Below are 20011 nucleotides of genomic sequence, written 5' to 3'. Positions count from 1 at the left end.
CAAGGAAGGCGTGACGTGCGCTACGCAAACGGGGCGAAGACTCTGGTTCTGTTGGTCGGCATGTCGGCGCTGATCGTGTTCATCGGCGCCCTGTTCCGGAACCCGACCATCCTGCTGCTGGCCATCGTGTTCGCGGTGGGCATGAACGCGTACGTGTACTTCAACAGCGACAAGCTGGCGCTCAAGGCCATGCACGCCCAGCCGATCACCGAGGTGCAGGCGCCGGTCATCTACCGCATCGTCCGGGAACTGGCGACCACCGCGCACCAGCCGATGCCGCGGCTCTACATCAGCCCCACCAGCGCGCCCAACGCGTTCGCTACCGGGCGCAGCCCCCGCCACGCGGCGGTCTGCTGCACCAGCGGCATCCTGCAGATCCTCGACGAGCGGGAACTCCGGGCCGTGCTCGGGCACGAGCTGTCGCACGTCTACAACCGCGACATCCTCATCTCGTCGGTGGCAGGCGCGATGGCGGCCGTCGTGTCGGGACTCGCGAACTTCGCCATGTTCGCCAACATGTTCGGCGGCCGCGGCGGGGGACAGGGCGCGAACCCGATCGCGCTGCTCCTGGTGTCGCTGCTCGGGCCCATCGCCGCGACCGTCGTCAAGCTCGCGGTGTCGCGGTCCCGGGAGTTCCAGGCCGACCAGTCGGGCGCCGAACTCACCGGCGACCCGCTGGCGCTCGCGTCGGCACTCCGGAAACTGGAACGTGGCACTCAGGCCGCGCCGCTGCCGCCGGAGCCTCAGCTCGCCGCACAGTCGCACCTGATGATCGCCAACCCGTTCCGCACCGGCGAGAAGATGAGCCGGATGTTCTCTACCCACCCGCCGATGGCCGAGCGGATCGAGCGCCTCGAGCGGATGGCAGGCAGGTAGGCGGCTTCGCCGCCCGTGCGTGGTCGACGAGTGCAGGGACTCGTCAACCACGCACGGGCGCGGAGCGCCTACCGGTAGTTCACGAACTGCAGCGCGATCCCGAAGTCCTCACCCTTCAGCAGGGAGATGACGGCCTGCAGGTCGTCGCGCTTCTTGCTGCTCACGCGCAGCTCGTCACCCTGGATCTGCGCCTTGACGCCCTTGGGGCCCTCGTCGCGGATCTTCTTGGTGATCTTCTTGGCGTTCTCCGTGGTGATGCCCTGAACGAGGCTGCCGGACAGCTTGTAGATCTTTCCGGACTGCGCCGGCTCGCCCGCGTCGAACGCCTTCAGGGAGATGTCACGCCGGATCAGCTTCTCCTTGAAGACGTCCAGGGCGGCGAGCAGTCGCTCCTCCGTGTCGGCCGTCAGGGTGATGGTTTCCTCGCCGGACCATTCGATCGATGCTCCCGTGTTCCGGAAGTCGAACCGGGTCGACAGTTCCTTGCCGGCCTGATGGAGGGCGTTGTCCACCTCTTGACGCTCGACCTTGCTCACCACATCGAAGGACGAATCAGCCACTTCACACTCCCGGTTTCGTCTGGTTCTCCCCGCCGCGACCCGGCCGGGGGCCCGCCGAATGCCGGCGAGCAGATTCGACGCTATCGGTTCGCAACCGCCCGTATCCACCCGGTTTGCAAAACGGGGGGCCGTTCGTTGTATTCTTCTTTCCGCAGCGGAGAGCGATTTCCCACAGATTTCGCGCTCCTCGTGCAACCCCGGCAGATTGCCCGAGCGGCCAATGGGAGCGGACTGTAAATCCGTCGGCTTATGCCTACGTAGGTTCGAATCCTACATCTGCCACACACAGAACCCCGGTGAGCGACAGCTCACCGGGGTTCTGTCGTTCGTGGGAAGACCGGGTGCAGAACCTGCTGACCCGGCCCGGTGCGGGCCGCGACGCGAACTGCCGGGTGTAGCGACTTACGAAAGCCGCTGACCAGGCAATTTGTTTCTGGTCGGAACTTCTGTGTAATCTCGTCAAGGCTTCAGCGCGCAGCGATGTGCGAGCGAAGCACGCCCCCTTAGCTCAGTCGGCAGAGCGTTTCCATGGTAAGGAAAAGGTCAACGGTTCGATTCCGTTAGGGGGCTCGCTGGATTGAAGTGGAGCGCCTGGTGCGCGACACTCGACACCGAGGCGGTGTAGCTCAGTTGGTAGAGCAAACGACTCATAATCGTTGCGTCGCCGGTTCAAGTCCGGTCACCGCTACACAATATGCATGATCCACCCTGATTGTTCGTAATCAGATTCACCCGAAAGAAGGCATCCCGTGGCCTCCTCGACTGACGTTCGGCCCAAGATCACTTTGGCCTGCGAGGTATGCAAGCACCGCAACTACATCACCAAGAAGAATCGGCGTAACGACCCCGATCGCCTGGAGATCAAGAAGTTCTGCCCGAACTGCGGAACTCACCAGTCGCATCGCGAGTCCAAGTAACACGGTCCGGACAAGGACTGCGTTCGCGAAGGGAGTCCTCTAGGCTGCCCTCACGCGCTGACGTCAAGGGTAGAAGAGGTTCTTTCGCGTGACTGACACTGTGACAGAGACAGAGGCCTACGTGCCCGCGGCTGTTCCTGCTGATCCTGCCGCGCACGCACTGGCGATGGTCGGGCACCACTACCGCGTCGACGACTTCTACGAGGTCGGACGCGAGAAGGTGCGCGAGTACGCGCGTGCCGTGCAGGACTGGCATCCCGCTCACCACGACGAGGAAGCCGCGAAGGGCCTCGGCTACGACGGCCTCCTCGCTCCTCTGACCTTCATCTCGCTCGTCGGCATCATCGCTCAGGGACGCCTCTTCAAGGAGATCGTCACCGGCTACGACCCCAGCCAGATCCTCCAGACCGACCAGCGGCTCGAGTTCCACAAGCCGATCAAGGTCGGCGACCGGCTGGTCTGCGACGTCTACCTGGAGTCGTTCCGTCAGATGGGTGGCAGCGACATCATCGTCACCAAGAACATCGTCACCGATCAGTACGACGAACTCGTCCAGACCACGTGGACGACGCTCGTCGCCCGTACCGGTGGCGAGGTCGACGAGAACATCGCTCACGCAGTCAAGGACGTGATCATGCATGGCGCTTCGTAAGTTCGAGGACGTCTCGGTGGGTGAGGAACTCCCCGAGCGCATCGTGAAGCTCACGCGTGGCGACCTGGTCAACTACGCGGGCGTGTCCGGCGATCCGAACCCGATCCACTGGAGCGACGAGGTCGTCAAGCTCGCCGGTCTGGACAACGTGATCGCGCACGGAATGCTCACCATGGGTCTCGGCGGCGGTTTCGTCACGTCGTGGCTCGGCGATCCGGGTGCGGTCAAGGAATACAATGTTCGTTTCACGAGCTCGGTCTACGTCCGCGAGGACGAGGCCGCGCAGGTCGAGTACACCGGTAAGGTGAAGTCGCTCGACGAGGAAAGCAAGACAGCAGTAGTCGCGATCGTGGCGCGTTCCGAGGGAAAGAAGATCTTCGGTCGCGCCACCGCAACGGTCCGTCTGGCCTGACAGCCGGGTGGATTGGGTTTGTTCCGGGGCTTTGAAGTACACTGAGATTTCTGGGATTACTCAGCGCTGCGCGCTGCCCTACGGTGCTGTACGGCCGGCAAGGGTGGCGCGCGTGTCATGTAATCACAGAGAGGTCGGTCAAGAATTGGTTCGAGGCTAGAGTCGGACCAGGTCTCCCGACCAAAGGGGCGTAGCTCAACTGGCAGAGCAGCGGTCTCCAAAACCGCAGGTTGCAGGTTCAAGTCCTGTCGCCCCTGCCCCCGGATGCCAGCGACTGAGAGGAACGACGTGAGCGAGGAGCGCGCCAAGCGCGACGGCGACACTTCAGGGTCCACACGCCCGGACAGTGCCGACGACACCGCGGCCGACGCCACCACCACGCGTTCCGCCACTCCCTCGGGAAAGCCCAGCGGTAAGCGCCAGGGCCGCCGTTCTCCGGCGGGCGCCGAGGTCGCCGCGAGTTCCGTGAAGGCACCGGAACAGTCGAAGTCGGATACGACCACCAAGGTCAAGCCGGCGAAGAAGGATCGCGCCGACACGCCGCGCAAGGAAAACATCTTCAAGCGCCTGCGCCGGTTCCTCCGCGAGGTCATCGCCGAGCTGCGCAAGGTCATCTGGCCCAATCGCAAGCAGATGATCACCTACACCAGCGTCGTCCTGGCATTCGTGGTGTTCATGGTGACGTTCATCGGCGTGTTGGATCTGGCGGTCATCAAGGGCGTCACCTGGTTGTTCGGTTGACGGAATCCGCCCCGGTGGATCCGAAGTATGTGAGTGACGAGAGGAAGCGAGTGCCCCAGTGAGCACCCCCGAGAACGACACGAATGAGGCTTTGGCCGAAGAGCGTGTTTCTGCCGAGGCGGCAGCCGAAGTGGATGTCGAGGCTGCCGACGAGGGCACCGAAGCCGCGGAAATCTTCGGTGACGACGTCGCCGACGACGTGCCGGCCGACGAGATCATCGAGGACGAGGCGCCTGCCGAAGAGGCCGAAGCCGAAGAAGACGCTGTTGCCGCCGAAGAGCCTGTGACCGCTGAAGAGCCCGAGGATCCTGTCGCGGAACTCAAGGCCGCCCTGCGTCGCGCCCCCGGCGACTGGTACGTCATCCACTCCTACGCGGGCTACGAGAACAAGGTCAAGGCGAACCTCGAGACCCGTGTCCAGAACCTCGACGTCGGCGACTACATCTTCCAGGTGGAGGTTCCCACCGAAGAGGTCACCGAGATCAAGAACGGACAGCGCAAGCAGGTCAACCGCAAGGTTCTGCCCGGCTACATCCTGGTCCGCATGGATCTCAACGACGAGTCCTGGGGAGCCGTGCGCAACACGCCCGGCGTCACCGGATTCGTCGGTGCGACGTCGCGTCCCTCTCCGCTGACCCTCAACGAGGTGATCAAGTTCCTGCTCCCGCAGCAGGAGCAGAAGAAGCAGGCCGCCGCGGCGACGGTCACGGCCGGCGAGACCGGCGGAGAGACCTTCGCGAAGCCGCTCATCGAGGTCGACTTCGAGGTCGGCGAGTCGGTCACTGTCATGGATGGCCCGTTCGCCACGCTGCCCGCCAGCATCAGCGAGGTCAACGCCGAGCAGCAGAAGCTCAAGGTCCTGGTCTCGATCTTCGGTCGCGAGACCCCGGTCGAGTTGTCCTTCACGCAGGTCGCGAAGATCTAGCGCCCCATACTTGCACTGCAGTAGCAAGAAACACACCCAGCAAGAATTAGGAAATCGAGATGCCCCCCAAGAAGAAGAAGCTCGCAGGGCTCATCAAGCTTCAGATCCAGGCCGGTCAGGCTAACCCTGCACCGCCCGTGGGTCCCGCGCTTGGTCAGCACGGCGTGAACATCATGGAGTTCTGCAAGGCCTACAACGCGGCGACTGAGTCCCAGCGCGGCAACGTGGTGCCGGTCGAGATCTCGGTCTACGAAGACCGGACCTTCGATTTCAAGCTGAAGACCCCTCCGGCTGCCAAGCTGCTGCTCAAGGCTGCAGGCGTGCAGAAGGGCTCCGGCGAGCCGCACAAGACCAAGGTCGCGTCCGTGACCATGGATCAGGTGCGCGAAATCGCGAAGACCAAGCAGGAAGACCTCAACGCGAACGACATCGAGCAGGCCGCGAAGATCATCGCAGGCACCGCACGCTCGATGGGTATCACGGTCGACGGCTGAGTCAGCCCTGATCAATTGACGGCACCGCCGTCGACGATCAATTGACGGCACCGCCGTCGACGAAAGCGTGGGAGGGCCGGCCAGGCCCCGACCACTACTGAACCATTCACCACCGCAGACAAGACACACGCTGCGGTGAGAAGTTAGGACAGAAGAAATGGCAAAGCGCAGCAAGGCGTATCTCGCCGCCGCTGAAAAGGTCGACTTCGACAAGCTGTACAGCCCGCTGCAGGCTGCGAAGCTGGCGAAGGAGACGTCGTCGAGCAAGATGGACGCGACCGTCGAGGTTGCAGTCCGTCTGGGCGTCGACCCCCGCAAGGCGGACCAGATGGTCCGCGGCACGGTCAACCTGCCGCACGGCACCGGTAAGACCGCCCGCGTCATCGTGTTCGCAGTCGGAGAGAAGGCCGCCGAGGCCGAGGCAGCTGGAGCCGACGCCGTCGGTGCCGAGGACCTCATCGAGCGGATCCAGGGTGGCTGGCTCGATTTCGACGCCGCCATCGCGACTCCCGATCAGATGGCCAAGGTCGGCCGCATCGCCCGCGTCCTCGGACCGCGTGGCCTGATGCCGAACCCGAAGACCGGCACCGTGACGGCTGACGTCACGAAGGCCGTCGCGGACATCAAGGGCGGAAAGATCAACTTCCGCGTCGACAAGCAGGCCAACCTGCACTTCGTGATCGGCAAGGCATCGTTCGACGACGCCAAGCTGGTGGAGAACTACGGCGCCGCGCTGGACGAGATCCTGCGTGCGAAGCCGTCCTCCGCGAAGGGCCGCTACGTCAAGAAGGTCACCGTTTCGACCACCACCGGACCGGGCATCCCGGTGGACCCGAACCGCACCCGCAACCTTCTCGAGGATGCTGACGCGTAAGTCTCGCTTCACACAGTTCGGCCGGTACGGAATTCTTCCGTACCGGCCGAACTGCTTTGTCCGGATTCAGTGCTCGTCGGTGGTTCCCGGTTCGGTCTTCTTCCGCCACGCCAGCATCACGGAATCCGTGCGGGCAGGCGCCCAGGGCATGAAGATCGCGACGACGACGGCGCAGACCACGACGGCGCCCGCCGCGACGAGCGACGCGGTGTGCGACCCCTGCAGGACCGTCGTCTTCATGGTGAGGATGAGATTCTCACGCTGCTGCTCCAGGAACGGCGGGATCTCACGCTTGCGGATCTCGAGCACGCTCAGCACCGTGGCGCGGGCGAAGCCCTTCTCGTCGTCGTTCATCAATGCGGCCGGAATCCGGTCGAGCAGCGGACTCATCGTCGTCGCGTAGTACGACGCGACGATCGATCCGAGCACGGCGACCCCGAGCGTTCCTCCGATTTCCCTCGTCGTGTCGTTCACGGCCGAACCCGCCCCGGCCTCGTCGAGCGGCAGCGACGCCATGATCGACTCGGTTGCAGGCCCCTGCACGATGGCCAGGCCCAGCGCCATCGACACCATCGACGGGAGTACGTCCGTCAGGTAACTGCTGTCGACGGCAACCTGACCGCCGAGGTACAGGCCGACCCCGGTCAGGAGGAGGCCGAACACGATCACCGGGGTCGTCCCGACCCGCTGCGCCAGCAATGTGGCGACCGGGGCGCCGACCGCCACCGACACCGCGAACGGCAGCGACGCGACACCGAACTCGAACGGCGTGTACTCGCGGACACCCTGGAAGTACTGGGTGATGAGGAACAGGAAGCCGAACATCGAGAAGTACCCGATGGCGATCGCGAGCGCGGGCAGGGAGAACCGTCGGTTGCGGAACAGCCGCAGGTCGAGGATGGGGTGGTCGGTGCGCAACTCCCAGAGGACGAACCCGGTCAGGACCGCGATCGAGAGCGCGACGGCGCCGACGGTGACGGTCGACGTCCACCCGTGGTGCGGGGCTTCGATGATCGCCCACACGAGGACGGTGATGCCGGTGATCGAGGCGGCGATGCCGAGGAGATCGATGCGCCCGATGACGGAGGCGCGCGATTCCGGCACCAGCACGAGCGTCGCAATCGCCGCGAAAACGGCGATCGGCACATTGATCCAGAAGACGGAGTGCCAGCTGAAGTGTTCGAGCAGCCACCCACCGGCCATCGGGCCGATGGCGATCGCGAATCCTGCCATCGCTGTCCAGGCGGCGATGGCCAGCGCGCGTTCGCGCACATCGGTGAAGATGTTGATGACGAGGGCGAGGGTCGCGGGGAAGACGGCGGCGGCGAAGACACCCATCGCGGCTCGGGCCGCGACGACCTGGCCCAGACTCTCGGCGTTGGCGCCGGCGATCGACATGACGGCGACGCCGATCAGGCCGATGACCATGACGCGTCGACGCCCGTAGCGGTCGCCGAGGTTGCCGAACGCCAGGAGCAGGCCGGCGAACGTCAGTGTGTAGGCATCGACGACCCACTGGAGGCCGCTGACGCTGGTGCGGAGTTCGACGCCGATCGACGGGAGGGCGACGTTGACGATGGTGTTGTCGAGTACCACCAGCAGTTCGGCCAGGCAGATCACGGCGAGCGCGAGGAAGCGGCGCGTCCGGGACCCGGCCACGACGGCTCGGGCTTCGAGGATTGTCATGAGAAAAAGCTAACTCATGCCTGTTACGTGGCGTAACAGGTAATTGAGCGCAATTTCGGTCTGATGGCCCACATCTACGCATCGGACGTGACGCCGATCACGTCCGAGGGTTCGGGTTCGGCCGCGATTTGGCGGTTGAGCAGGGCATGCCGTAATCTGTCCTGCGGAGTTCGATGCACTATTCGAGCTTCACCCCAAATCATGTTCTACCCAAGACCGTTGGTGATCGCTCCCGCAAGGGTGTGATTGAAAGTCCGGGAATGTCCGGCGGCCCACGCAGGAGGACGAGGTAGGGGGATGCGTATCGGTCGTGGGCTCGCGCCCCGGCCGAATGGCTTCCTTTCACGCCCCGTGTGCCCTGCACCGGGGCGTTTTGCATGTCGTGGATTGTGTGCTCCGGGATACCCGGCGGTGCGCAGCGGTTCCGAAGTGGGATAACGACTGTCATGAGAGGAGGCGAAGTATGGCAAAGCCTGAGAAGGTTTCCGCAGTTGCGGAGATCACCGAGCAGTTCAAGGGTTCGACCGCTGCTGTGATCACGGAATACCGTGGTCTCACGGTGGGCAACATCACGACACTGCGACGCGCTCTCGGAGAGGGTGCCACCTACTCCGTCGCCAAGAACACCCTGGTCAAGCGTGCCGCTGCTGAGGCGGGCGTCGAGGGCCTTGATGACCTTTTCGTCGGTCCGACCGCCATTGCATTCATCAAGGGCGAGCCCGTCGATGCTGCGAAGGCTCTGAAGAACTTCGCTAAGGACAACAAGGCGCTCATCATCAAGGGCGGCTACATGGACGGCGCTGCGCTGTCCGTGGACGAGGTCAACAAGATCGCGGACCTCGAGTCCCGCGAGATCCTGTTGGCCAAGCTTGCCGGCGCGATGAAGGGCAACTTGGCAAAGGCCGCAGGCCTGTTCAACGCTCCTGCTTCGCAGGTGGCCCGTCTGGCCGCTGCTCTGCAGGAAAAGAAGGCCGCAGAAGGCGGAGCTGCCGAAGCTCCCGCCGAGGCTGCAGCCGAAAGCTGATCCGCACCCGCGCATCACTGCTATAACCCCGCCCGGTCGCGGATCAGCGACATGGGACTTACAGGAAGGACCGCCACAATGGCGAAGCTCAGCACCGAAGAGTTGTTGGACCAGTTCAAGGAGCTCACCCTCCTCGAGCTCTCGGAGTTCGTGAAGGCATTCGAGGAGACCTTCGAGGTCACCGCTGCTGCTCCGGTTGCCGTTGCTGCTGCCGGTGCCCCGGCTGCTGCCGGCGCCGACGCTGCCGAGGAGCAGGACGAGTTCGACGTCGTCCTCGAGTCGGCCGGCGACAAGAAGATCCAGGTCATCAAGGTCGTCCGTGAGGTCGTTTCCGGCCTCGGCCTGAAGGAAGCCAAGGACCTCGTCGAGGGTGCTCCGAAGGCCATCCTGGAGAAGGTTGCCAAGGACGCGGCCGACGCCGCCAAGGAGAAGCTCGAGGCTGCCGGCGCGAAGATCACCGTCAAGTAAGACGGTCTCTCCCGCGCTGCTCACCGAGCAGACGAAGAGGGCCACTCCCCACCTGTGGGGAGTGGCCCTCTTTTTGCGTCTTCCGGGGGCTTCGGAGTGTCGAGATTCCTGGCCGAAAGCTGGACGCGCGACCAAAAATTTCGCTACCGTTATCCCAGTTCAGACGCGTTGTTTTGCATAGTGGGACCCGCTGTTGGCATGCTTCCTTACTCATGAGTAGCATCCCTTGTCACAGGTAACACGTCGATGCGATAGAGTGACCCAACCCACACGGGGTGAGTGCATCGAACGGTCGCGGAGGTAATGGTGGGAGTCGAGGTATCCGTCGAGGGACTGACCAAGTCCTTCGGCTCGCAGAGGATCTGGCAGGACGTCACGTTGACTCTTCCGGCCGGTGAGGTCAGTGCGTTGCTCGGGCCGTCGGGTACGGGTAAGTCGGTGTTCTTGAAGTCGCTGATCGGTCTGCTCCGTCCGGAGCAGGGGTCGATCGTGATCGACGGAACCAACATTCTCGAGTGCTCCTCGAAGGAGTTGTACGAGATCCGGAAGTTGTTCGGGGTGCTGTTCCAGGACGGTGCGTTGTTCGGGTCGATGAACCTGTTCGACAACGTGGCGTTCCCGTTGCGCGAGCACACGAAGAAGTCCGAGTCCGAGATCCGCAAGATCGTGATGGAGAAGATGGAACTGGTCGGTCTGCTCGGGGCCGAGGACAAGCTGCCGGGCGAGATTTCCGGTGGTATGCGTAAGCGTGCCGGGCTGGCGCGGGCGCTGGTGCTGGATCCGCAGATCATTCTGGTCGACGAGCCGGACTCTGGTCTGGATCCGGTACGTACCACGTATATTTCGCAGACGTTGATCGACATCAACGCGGAGATCGATGCGACGATTCTGATCGTGTCGCACAACATCAATCTGGCGCGGACGGTGCCGGACAACATCGGGATGTTGTTCCGTCGGCATCTGGTGATGTTCGGTCCGCGGGAGGTGTTGCTGACCAGTGAGGAGCCGGTGGTCAAGCAGTTCCTGAACGGCACGATGATCGGTCCGATCGGGATGTCGGAGGAGAAGGACGAGGCGCAGATGGCGCAGGAGCAGGCGATGGTCGATGCCGGGCATCATGCCGGTGGTGTCGACGATGTGGAGGGGATCGTTCCGCAGATGAAGGCGACGCCGGGGATGCCGTTCCGGCAGGCCGTGGCCCGTCGTCAGGAACGGGTCCGGCACATCATGCACACGTTGCCGGAGAACGCGCAGATCGCGATCCAGGAAAGCCTCGACGAGAATTCCGGCGGAAACGGCGGCGGAGGCTACGACTACGCATACAGCCAGGAAGACACACAGGTCATCCCCGCATACCGGGGCGAAGGATACGAAAACACCACTCACGGGCAAGGGTAGGCATATCGGATGGGGGTTACCCGCAGCTCGGTCTTGCGGCCGGTCAACGGTGCGCTGACGCAGGCCGGAAACATCGTCGAGCTCTTCGTCGACGTCGCACGAAACACGTTCAAACGGCCGTTCCAGTTCCGCGAGTTCATCGAACAGGCGTGGTTCATCGCCAGCGTCACGATCCTGCCCACGGCCATGGTCGCGATTCCGTTCGGCGCAGTGGTGTCGCTGCAGACCGGATCGCTCATCAAACAGCTCGGTGCAGAGTCGTTCACGGGAGCGGCCAGCGTGCTCGCTGTCATCCAGCAGGGTTCCCCGCTGGTGACGGCACTACTGGTGGCCGGGGCTGCGGGCTCGGCTGTCACGGCGGATCTCGGTGCGCGGACGATCCGCGAAGAGATCGACGCCATGGAAGTGCTCGGCATCAACCCGATTCAGCGACTCGTCGTGCCCCGGGTGCTCGCCATGGTTCTCGTCGCGATCCTGCTCAACGGCCTGGTGTCCGTCGTCGGCATCGCGGGTGGCTACTTCTTCAACGTCATCCTCCAAGGGGGTAATCCCGGTGCGTACCTGGCATCGTTCTCGGCCTTCGCGCAGCTTCCCGACATCTGGGTCGGCGAGCTCAAGGCGGCCGTCTTCGGTGTCATCGCCGGTGTCATCGCCGCATACAAGGGGCTCCATCCGAAGGGCGGACCCAAGGGCGTCGGTGACGCGGTGAACCAGTCGGTGGTGATCACGTTCCTGCTGTTGTTCTTCGCGAACCTGATCCTGACCATGGTGTACCTCCAGATCGTTCCGGCGAAGGGATCGTGACCCGATGACAATCGCCAAGGGACGCGGTGACCGGACCCTGATGGCAGCACGCCGGGTCGGTCGTGCGCCGCTCAACGTGCTCGACCGGGCCGGCGAGCAGATGTCGTTCTACGCCAGGGCAATCGCCTGGTCACCCCACACTCTCGTGCACTACCGCAAGGAGGTGCTCCGGCTGCTGGCCGAGGTCACCTTCGGCAGCGGCGCGCTCGCCGTCATCGGCGGCACCATCGGCGTCATCGCGATGATGTCCGGCTTCACCGGCGTCGTCGTCGGACTGCAGGGTTTCGCCGCGCTCGAACAGCTGGGCAGCTCGGTCCTCACCGGCTTCCTGTCCGCCTACGTCAACACCCGTGAGATCGCGCCGATCGTTGCGGCACTCGCGCTCTCGGCCACCGTCGGCTGTGGTTTCACCGCGCAGCTCGGCGCCATGCGGATCTCGGAGGAGATCGACGCACTGGAGGTCATGGCGGTGCCGAGTGTGCCGTTCCTCGTCACCACCCGCATGATCGCGGGATTCGTCGCCGTCATCCCGCTGTACATCGTCGGTCTGCTCGCGGCCTATCTCGCCTCCCGCATCATCAGTACGGTGTTCAACGGCCAGTCGACCGGGTCGTACGACCACTACTTCAACCTGTTCCTGCCACCGCAGGACGTGCTCTACTCGTTCGCGAAAGTGCTGATCTTCGCGTTCGTGCTGATCTTGATCCATTGCTACTACGGCTATCACGCGTCGGGTGGTCCCGCCGGTGTGGGTGTGGCCGTGGGCCGGGCGGTCCGCACCGCGATCGTCACCATCGCCGTTCTCGACTTCTTCCTCAGCCTCGCCATCTGGGGCACGACGACCACAGTGAGGGTGGCCGGATGACCAACACGACATCTGTTGTGGGACGACGGGTGCTGGGGCTGGTGTTCTTCCTCGTCCTCGCGTTGTTCCTGGCCTTCACCATCGGCATGTTCAACAAGACCTTCACCAAGGTCGTCAAGATCGACCTCCTCACCGACAGTGCCGGAAATGCCCTGCCCCCCAACGCGGACGTGAAGGTCCGTGGTCTCATCGTCGGAGAAGTGCGTTCGGCGACCCCCCAGGAGGGCGAGGTCACTCTCGCTCTCGCGATCCAGCCGGACAAGGCACCGCTGATCCCGTCCAACGCGACGGCGCGACTGCTGCCCAAGACGCTGTTCGGTGAACGCTACGTGTCGCTGATCGTTCCGGAGGGCGACACGGCTCCGCCGATCCAGGCCGGTGACACGCTGCGTCAGGACAAGAGCGGCAACGCCGTCGAGGTCGGCGAGGTGCTGGACGGTCTGCTACCGCTCCTGCAGGCGATTCCGCCGCAGGACCTGGCGAACACGCTCGGCGCGCTGTCGCAGGGGCTGAGCGGCCGCGGTGCCGAACTCGGGCTGACGCTCGACCGGCTCGAGGAGATCTTCGGCGGGCTGAACACCGAACTTCCCGCTATCCAGGAGGATCTGCGGGGCCTTGCGGACTTCTCGCAGACGTATTCCGAGGCGGCGCCCGATCTGGTCAACGCCCTCGACAGCCTGCGGACCACCGGAAACACCGTGGTGGAGAAGCAGAATGAGATCTCCACGCTGCTCGTGTCGCTGACCGCAACCGCGTCGAGCACCGCGGATCTCCTGCAGACCAACGCCGAATCGATCGTCAGTATCGCCGCCGATTCGCGTGAGGCACTGCAGATTCTCGGCCGCTACTCGCCGAGCTTCGAGTGCACGTTCGCGGGCTTCGCGAAGTCCGCCCCCGTTGCTCGTGAACTGCTGGCACCGGACGATCCGCACCCGGGTGTGCGCGCCAGCGTGCAGTTCGTCAACCCGAAGGGTCGCTACGTGCCCAACCAGGACGAGCCGCGCCTGCTCGACAACCGCGGACCGGCTTGCTACGACGACGTCACCGCTCCCGGTGGGAAGTTCCCGCAGTACCCGGGCGGCTCGTCCTACAACGACGGCGCCTACCAGGTGCCTTCGAGGAATCCCGGCCCGTCGACCATCGACTTCTTCCCGGCGCCCGCCGGCGTCCCCGATCAGGTCCCTGGATACGGAGCCCAGGTCACGCCCGCAAGCTACGCGGGTTCGACGATGGAACAGGACACGTTGGACGTCGTCTACGGCGAGGCCGGGGGAATGGCACCGGAGGACGTGCCGAGCTGGACGACACTCGTCGGCGCGCCGACCATGAGGGGGACTGAGGTGAGCTTCAAGTGAGGGGACTGACCGCACCATTGGTCAAGCTGATCGTGTTCGCCGTGGTCACCATCCTGGCGACCGGTCTGCTGGCCGCCACCATCGCCAACCTCGGCGGCGGCGGTGGCACCAAGTTCAACGCGATCTTCTCGGACGTCACCTCGCTCAACGAGGGCGACGAGGTCCGCATCGCCGGTGTGCGCGTGGGGCAGGTCGAGAAGATCGCTATCCACGACGACCGTGAGGCGGAGGTCCAGTTCACCGTGGCGGAACGGGACTGGCTGCCCGCCAGCACCACCGCGACCATCCGCTTCCGGAACCTCGTGGGGCAGCGCTACATCGCGCTCGAACAGGGCGAGGGCCAGCAGGGGATGAAGATGAACGGAGGCGACACCATTCCGATCGAGCGGACCAAGCCTGCCGTCAACCTCACCACCCTGTTCGACGGCTTCCGGCCGCTGTTCCAGACCCTCAGCGCCGAAGACGTGAACAAGCTGTCGTACCAGATCATCCAGGTGTTCCAGGGCGAGTCGGGAACCATCACGGAACTCGTCAAGAACACGGCAAGCCTCACCAACACGGTCGCCGACAAGGATCGCGTGATCGGTGCGGTGATCAACAACCTCAACGACGTGCTCGCCACGGTGAATCAGCGTGACGATCAACTCGATTCGCTGATCGTCAACACCCAGCAACTCGTCACGGGTCTCGCGAACGAGCGGGGAACCGTCGGCTCGGCGGTGACGTCCCTCGCGGGACTCACCGACGCGACGGCCGATCTGCTCGAACCCACCCGACCGTCCATCCAGGAATCCATCACGTCGCTGAACACGCTGGCGACGACGTTGAACCGTAACTCCGACACGGTCAACAGCGTTCTCCAGACGCTTCCGGTGAAGCTCGAGAAGCTCGGCCGGGCAGCCAGTTACGGATCCTGGTTCCAGTTCTACCTCTGTGGAGTCGACATCGTCGCAGGACCAGGTACCGCGCCCCAACTGAACCTGCCCACGGGCTTGCCCACCGTCAACCAGCCGATCTATACGAACTCGGCGAAACGGTGCACGCAGGACGGCCTACAGGAGTTGCAGACACGATGAGCAGACGTCGCAGCCCGGCAGTGGCTGGTGCCCTCGGCATTCTCGTGGTGCTTCTGGCCACCCTGTCGGCTTTCTTCCTCGATTCGTTGCCGTTCATCGGCGCCGGGTCGACCTATCACGCCCAGTTCACCGAGGCGGCGGGGCTCAAACCCGACAACGAGGTCCGCATCGCGGGTGTCAAGGTCGGCAAGGTCACGTCCGTCGAACTCGACGGCGACCGTGTGGACGTCGCCTTCAAGGTGTCCGATGCGTGGGTCGGCAACGAGACGTCCGCGTCCATCCAGATCAAGACGATCCTGGGCCAGAAGTACCTGGCGCTCGACCCCCGCGGCTCGGACACGTTGAACCCGAGCGACGTGATCCCGTTGGACCGCACCACGTCTCCGTACGACGTGATCGAGGCGTTCTCGGCCGCCGCGCAGACGGTGGGTGACATCGACTCCGATCAGCTCGCACAGAGCATGGTGACGCTGTCGCAGGCGTTCGAGGGGACACCCACGGAGATCCGCGCGTCCCTGGACGGTGTCAGCAGGCTGTCGCAGACCATCGCGAGCCGCGATCAGGAACTGCAGAAACTGTTCGACGCGACCGGCAAGACCACCAAGGTCCTCGCCGACCGCAACGCCGAATTCAACCGGTTGATCAGCGACGCCGGTCTGCTGCTCGGCGAGCTCAACAGCCGTCAGCAGTCGATTTCCCAGCTGCTCACCGGAACTCAGAGGCTGTCGCAGCAATTGACCGGACTCGTGCGTGACAACGAGGCCGCGATCGGTCCCGCGCTCGAACAGCTCGACGGCGTCGTCGAAATCCTGAAGGCCAACAACGAGAACCTGGACAAGGCGATGAAACTGTACGAGCCGTTCGTCCGCCTGTACACGAACGTGGTCGGCAACGGTCGCTGGTTCGACCAGGTCGTGGTGAACCTCCTGCCGCCGGGGCTGCCCGACATTCCCGGTCCGCGCGATCCCGTCCGAACGTTGGGGGGTAACTGATGGCAGACGTCGACAACGGAGCCGACCGCGGAGGACGCGGCGGAATCGCCCTCATCGCGGGAATCGTCATCGTCGCGCTGGTGATCGCCGGCGCCCTGTGGTGGGTGTTCACCCGGGCGGGCACCACGAAGATCACCGCGTACTTCGACAAATCGGTGGGCATCTACGAAGGCTCGGATGTGCGGGTCCTCGGTGTGAAGGTCGGATCGGTCGACGGCGTGGAGCCGCTGGGCGATCAGGTGAAGGTCGACATGCGCGTCGATCGCGGCGTCGACATTCCCGCCGACGCGAAGGCCGCGCAGGTCACGCCGTCGGTGGTGTCCGACCGCTACATCCAGCTCGCGCCGGCCTTCACGGGCGGCGAGAAGATGGAGAGCGGCGCGGTGATCTCACGGGACCGCACCGCGACCCCCGTGGAGGTCGACCAGTTGTACGCGAGCATCGAGGAGCTCTCCACTGCACTCGGCCCGAACGGGGCGAACAAGGACGGCGCGCTGTCGCAGTTCGTCGAGACCGGCGCCGCCAACCTCGACGGCAACGGTGAGGCGCTGGGGCAGAGCATCACCCAGCTTTCCGACGCTGCCCGCACGCTCAACGAGAGTCGCGGCGACCTCTTCGACACCGTCAAGAACCTGCAGGTCTTCGTGGGTGCGCTCGCGGCCAACGATCAGCAGGTCCGCGACTTCAACTCGCAGCTCTCCGACCTGTCCGGATTCCTGGCGGGGGAGCGGGAGAACCTCGGCGCCGCCCTGAACCAGCTGGCGATCGCCCTCGGCGACGTCTCGAAGTTCGTGGCCGACAACCGGGAGATCCTTGCCGAGAACGTGGACGATCTGGTGCCGGTGACGCAGACCCTCGCGGACAACCGGGAGTCGCTCGTCAACTCGCTGACGCTGCTGCCGCTGGCTATCAGCAACCTGGCCAACTCCTACGACGCGGAATCCGGAAACCTGGCCTCGCGCCTGACATTCACGGATCTGCAGGATCCGGCCGGAGTCGCCTGCAAGTTGATCGACCTCGGCAAGCTGGTTCCCGGCGATCCCCGATTCGAGCAACTCGGACGTCAGATGCAGCCGCTGATCGACAACTGCACCAACATCACGTCGCAGATCACGCAGTCGGCGAAGACTCCGTCGCTCGTGCTTCCGTTCGGGATCATGAGTGCGGACAACATTCAGCGGACGGTCACTCCCGGCACGGTGCCGGGTGTCGTGTCGCCGCGATTCGAAGGCGCAACGGGTGGTGAGGGCGAATGAAGCGGTCGGTAATCCTCGGCGCCGGTGCGTGCGCCGTCGCCATCGCAGTGACGTCCTGCTCGTCGGAGGGAATCTACGGGGTCCCGCTGCCGGGCGGTCCCGATGTCGGTGACAACCCCATGCATCTGACGATCCAGTTCGACGACGTCCTCGACCTCGTCCCGCAATCCGCGGTCAAGGTCGACGGCGTCCCGGTGGGGCGGGTCGAAACGATCAAGGTGGCACCGGACGGCTGGACGGCGGACGTGGAGGTCGTCCTCGACTCGTCCGTCGATCTCGCCGCCAACGCGGTCGCCGCCATCGAGCAGACGAACCTGCTCGGTGAGAAGTTCGTGCAGCTGTCCGAGCCGCCGGAGGACAAGGATCCCGCGCGGCTCGAGGACGGCGACACGATCCCCCTGGATCGCACCCGCCACGCCACGGAGATCGAGCAGGTTCTCGGCGCGCTGTCGCTGCTGCTCAACGGCGGCGGCGTCGGCCAGTTGCAGCCGATCGTGCACGAACTCACCACCGCCCTCGACGGGCGTGAGGATCGGGTCCGGAGTCTTCTGGAGCAGACGAACACACTCATCGACGGTCTCAACCAGCAGCGCGACGACATCACCCGCGCCCTGGACGGTCTCGACGCGCTGACCACGCGGGTGGACGAACAGAACGAGAAGATCGGACTGATCCTCGACGAATTGCCGATCGCGGCGGAGGTGCTCAACGAGCAGCGCCCGCAGCTCACCCAGATGCTCACGCAACTGGACCGGCTCGGCACCGTCGGCACCGACGTGATCAACAGGTCGAAGGACAACCTGATCGCGGATCTCCTCGCGCTGCGGCCGACCCTGAAGGCACTCGCCGATTCGGGCGACAACCTGCCCAATTCGCTCGCGTTCATCCCGACCGTCCCGTTCCCGGACGGCGTCGAGAAGATCGCACTCGGCGGGTCGGTCAACCTGTTCCTCTCGGTCGACCTGCAGATCGGCGATGCGCTGAGCGCACTCGGCGTCGGACAGGGCAACCCGGTGTACGTGCCGCCGAAGTTCGGTGAGCCCAAGCCGATCGTCGACCCGTCCAACCCGTACTACAACGGCAACGGCCCGAAGCCGGGGTGGCCGACGGTGTCCTTGCTGCCGATTCCGCCGATCGTCCCCGCCCCGACAGGCCTGCGGATTCCGGGTCTCCCCGGCGCCGCGCCCGCCGGTAACGGCACATCGGACGGGGCGGCGCCGCCGCCGCAGAACCCGCTCGGGGGACTGCTGGAGCAGTTCGGAATCGGGGGTGGACAGTGAGGTCACGACTGGTCAGGATCCAGCTCGTCGCGTTCGCCATCGTGGCGATGCTCGGGCTGGTCTATGTCGGCGCCAAGTACGTCCGCCTCGACAACCTGCTCGGGTTCGGTGAGTTCGACGTGAACGCGCAGTTCAAGGACTCCGGCGGCATCTTCACCAACGCCGAGGTCACGTACCGCGGAGTTCCCGTCGGCCGCGTCGGCGACCTGTCGCTGACCGCGGACGGCATCAACGTCCAGTTGAAGATCTCCTCGGGCGGGCCGGACATCCCGGCGTCGGCCAAGGCCGTCGTCGCCAACCGGTCCGCGATCGGTGAGCAGTACGTGGACCTTCAGCCCGACAGCGACCAGGGACCGTACCTCGAAAACGGCTCGGTGATCGTCGAGGCCGACACGTCGACACCCGTCCCGGTCGAGCAGGTGCTGATGGCCACCGACGGTCTGGTCCGGTCGGTTCCGGTCGATTCGCTGCGCACCGTCGTCACCCAGCTGGGAACGGCGTTCAACGGCAAGGGTGAGGATCTGCAGACGCTCGCGGATTCGCTCTCGACGCTGACGAAGGACGGACTCGACGTTCTGCCTCAGACACTGGCACTCGTCCGGGACAGCCAGACGGTGCTCGCGACGCAGTCCGATCAGTCGTCCGCGATCGTCCAGTTCAGCTCCGACCTCGACGCGGTCGCGGCGCAGCTGCGGACCAGCGACCCCGATCTCCGGGCGATCATCGACAAGGGAATTCCGGCGAGCGACGAGGTCGGTCTGCTGGTGAACCAGATCGGTCCGAGTCTCACCACCGACCTGACGAATCTCGCCGCGGTCGGTGACAAGCTGGCTCCGCAGGCGATCGCGCTGCGGCCGATCCTGATGTTCCTGCCCGCCATCGCGGCGTCCGCGTCGACCGTGGCCCCCGGCGACGGCACGGTGCATCAGGGCATCGTCCTGGAAACCAACAATCCGCCGTCGTGCACACTCGGTTACGAAGGGACGCAGGAGATCCTGGCCGAGATGAAGCGGCAGGACCCGAACTTCGACGACACCCAGCAGGACTTCCCGTTCAACACGAAGGCCAACTGCGACGCTCCCCAGGGAAGCGTGACGGGTGTGCGAAGTGCAGACCGCATCGTGTTCGCCGATCCGGACACGATCCAGCCGTGGGATTTCAAGCCGAAGGTCATGCCTGACACTCTCAACTTGAATCCCATCGCAACGCAGCTCGCGCCGCTCCTCGGGGTTACTCCCAAGTAGCATTCGGTTCCAGCCGAGGGCGAGTTGAAGAAAACAATCAGTAGGGTATTGGTGTGACGCGAATTACCACGCCCCCGGAGTCGGGACAACCGGCTCCGGGGAAGGACAGAAC

Annotated in this window: 21 protein-coding genes and 4 tRNA genes; 23 read left to right on the top strand and 2 right to left on the bottom strand. The window is 64.5% G+C overall.

What is annotated here, in order from left to right; translation table 11 throughout:
• Positions 1-15: 15 nt before the first annotated feature.
• Positions 16-876: a zinc metalloprotease HtpX gene (htpX, locus tag ACFU5V_RS17405; RefSeq protein WP_276140361.1), complete on the top strand. Its 861-nt coding sequence runs from the start codon at positions 16-18 to the stop codon at positions 874-876.
• 68 nt (positions 877-944) lie between these two features.
• Here htpX and ACFU5V_RS17400 read toward each other — a convergent pair whose 3' ends face one another.
• Positions 945-1436, bottom strand: a complete 492-nt coding sequence (locus ACFU5V_RS17400) for a YajQ family cyclic di-GMP-binding protein (protein WP_007298080.1) — start codon at positions 1434-1436, stop codon at positions 945-947.
• A gap of 199 nt (positions 1437-1635) precedes the next feature.
• Between ACFU5V_RS17400 and ACFU5V_RS17395 the strand changes: the two genes are divergently transcribed.
• From ACFU5V_RS17395 to rplA, 11 genes are all read left to right on the top strand, one after another.
• Positions 1636-1718, top strand: a tRNA-Tyr gene (locus ACFU5V_RS17395).
• Between the two features lie 215 nt (positions 1719-1933).
• A tRNA-Thr gene (locus ACFU5V_RS17390) sits at positions 1934-2006 on the top strand.
• A gap of 45 nt (positions 2007-2051) precedes the next feature.
• Positions 2052-2124, top strand: a tRNA-Met gene (locus tag ACFU5V_RS17385).
• 61 nt (positions 2125-2185) lie between these two features.
• Positions 2186-2353, top strand: coding sequence for a 50S ribosomal protein L33 (gene rpmG, locus ACFU5V_RS17380; RefSeq protein ID WP_005252089.1), 168 nt, complete (start codon positions 2186-2188; stop codon positions 2351-2353).
• A gap of 88 nt (positions 2354-2441) precedes the next feature.
• Positions 2442-3005 (top strand): (3R)-hydroxyacyl-ACP dehydratase subunit HadA, encoded by a 564-nt coding sequence (hadA, locus tag ACFU5V_RS17375; protein ID WP_043824409.1) that lies wholly within the window; start codon positions 2442-2444, stop codon positions 3003-3005.
• Positions 2992-3417: a (3R)-hydroxyacyl-ACP dehydratase subunit HadB gene (gene hadB / locus ACFU5V_RS17370; protein WP_005252091.1), complete on the top strand. Its 426-nt coding sequence runs from the start codon at positions 2992-2994 to the stop codon at positions 3415-3417. Before hadA ends, hadB begins: the two co-directional genes overlap by 14 nt.
• Before the next feature lie 184 nt (positions 3418-3601).
• Positions 3602-3674: transfer RNA gene (locus ACFU5V_RS17365), tRNA-Trp, on the top strand.
• A gap of 31 nt (positions 3675-3705) precedes the next feature.
• Positions 3706-4158, top strand: coding sequence for a preprotein translocase subunit SecE (gene secE, locus ACFU5V_RS17360; protein ID WP_378440635.1), 453 nt, complete (start codon positions 3706-3708; stop codon positions 4156-4158).
• Positions 4159-4216: 58 nt separating this feature from the next.
• Complete coding sequence (nusG, locus tag ACFU5V_RS17355; protein WP_378700863.1) at positions 4217-5083, top strand: transcription termination/antitermination protein NusG; 867 nt, start codon at positions 4217-4219, stop codon at positions 5081-5083.
• A 59-nt stretch (positions 5084-5142) separates the two neighbouring features.
• Positions 5143-5577, top strand: a complete 435-nt coding sequence (rplK, locus tag ACFU5V_RS17350; protein ID WP_005252095.1) for a 50S ribosomal protein L11 — start codon at positions 5143-5145, stop codon at positions 5575-5577.
• A gap of 157 nt (positions 5578-5734) precedes the next feature.
• The gene (gene rplA, locus ACFU5V_RS17345) at positions 5735-6451 is read left to right on the top strand and encodes a 50S ribosomal protein L1 (protein WP_012688869.1); all 717 of its coding nucleotides are present in this window, start codon (positions 5735-5737) and stop codon (positions 6449-6451) included.
• A 66-nt stretch (positions 6452-6517) separates the two neighbouring features.
• Here the strand turns inward: rplA and ACFU5V_RS17340 are convergent, their stop codons facing one another.
• Complete coding sequence (locus ACFU5V_RS17340; RefSeq protein ID WP_378700861.1) at positions 6518-8137, bottom strand: MFS transporter; 1620 nt, start codon at positions 8135-8137, stop codon at positions 6518-6520.
• Between the two features lie 463 nt (positions 8138-8600).
• On the opposite strand from ACFU5V_RS17340, the gene rplJ reads away from it, so the two are divergent.
• From rplJ to ACFU5V_RS17285, 11 genes are all read left to right on the top strand, one after another.
• Entirely contained in the window at positions 8601-9161 is a 561-nt protein-coding gene (rplJ, locus tag ACFU5V_RS17335) for a 50S ribosomal protein L10 (protein WP_005252102.1), read from the top strand.
• 78 nt (positions 9162-9239) lie between these two features.
• Complete coding sequence (gene rplL / locus ACFU5V_RS17330) at positions 9240-9629, top strand: 50S ribosomal protein L7/L12 (protein ID WP_012688867.1); 390 nt, start codon at positions 9240-9242, stop codon at positions 9627-9629.
• A gap of 303 nt (positions 9630-9932) precedes the next feature.
• Complete coding sequence (locus ACFU5V_RS17325) at positions 9933-11027, top strand: ABC transporter ATP-binding protein (protein ID WP_043824406.1); 1095 nt, start codon at positions 9933-9935, stop codon at positions 11025-11027.
• A 9-nt stretch (positions 11028-11036) separates the two neighbouring features.
• On the top strand, positions 11037-11831 hold the full coding sequence (locus tag ACFU5V_RS17320; RefSeq protein WP_005252107.1) for an ABC transporter permease: 795 nt from the start codon (positions 11037-11039) through the stop codon (positions 11829-11831).
• Positions 11832-11835: 4 nt separating this feature from the next.
• Positions 11836-12696 carry an ABC transporter permease gene (locus ACFU5V_RS17315; protein WP_025433123.1) on the top strand — a complete coding sequence of 287 codons (861 nt, stop codon included), beginning with the start codon at positions 11836-11838 and terminating at the stop codon, positions 12694-12696.
• Positions 12693-14051: an MCE family protein gene (locus tag ACFU5V_RS17310; RefSeq protein WP_378700859.1), complete on the top strand. Its 1359-nt coding sequence runs from the start codon at positions 12693-12695 to the stop codon at positions 14049-14051. Before ACFU5V_RS17315 ends, ACFU5V_RS17310 begins: the two co-directional genes overlap by 4 nt.
• Positions 14048-15127 (top strand): MCE family protein, encoded by a 1080-nt coding sequence (locus ACFU5V_RS17305; RefSeq protein ID WP_378700856.1) that lies wholly within the window; start codon positions 14048-14050, stop codon positions 15125-15127. The genes ACFU5V_RS17310 and ACFU5V_RS17305 overlap by 4 nt, the downstream gene beginning before the upstream one ends.
• Entirely contained in the window at positions 15124-16119 is a 996-nt protein-coding gene (locus ACFU5V_RS17300; RefSeq protein WP_378700854.1) for an MCE family protein, read from the top strand. The genes ACFU5V_RS17305 and ACFU5V_RS17300 overlap by 4 nt, the downstream gene beginning before the upstream one ends.
• Complete coding sequence (locus ACFU5V_RS17295) at positions 16119-17375, top strand: MCE family protein (RefSeq protein ID WP_378439906.1); 1257 nt, start codon at positions 16119-16121, stop codon at positions 17373-17375. The genes ACFU5V_RS17300 and ACFU5V_RS17295 overlap by 1 nt, the downstream gene beginning before the upstream one ends.
• A complete protein-coding gene (locus ACFU5V_RS17290; RefSeq protein ID WP_219459205.1) occupies positions 17372-18655 on the top strand; it encodes an MCE family protein in 1284 nt (427 codons plus the stop codon). Before ACFU5V_RS17295 ends, ACFU5V_RS17290 begins: the two co-directional genes overlap by 4 nt.
• Positions 18652-19899: an MCE family protein gene (locus ACFU5V_RS17285; protein WP_160098658.1), complete on the top strand. Its 1248-nt coding sequence runs from the start codon at positions 18652-18654 to the stop codon at positions 19897-19899. The genes ACFU5V_RS17290 and ACFU5V_RS17285 overlap by 4 nt, the downstream gene beginning before the upstream one ends.
• Positions 19900-20011 lie beyond the last annotated feature (112 nt).

The organism is Rhodococcus sp. NPDC057529 (assembly GCF_042802055.1).
Classification (GTDB): domain Bacteria; phylum Actinomycetota; class Actinomycetes; order Mycobacteriales; family Mycobacteriaceae; genus Rhodococcus_F.
The sequence above is the reverse complement of the archived record's forward strand: the minus strand, read 5'-3'. Positions and strand labels throughout refer to the sequence as shown.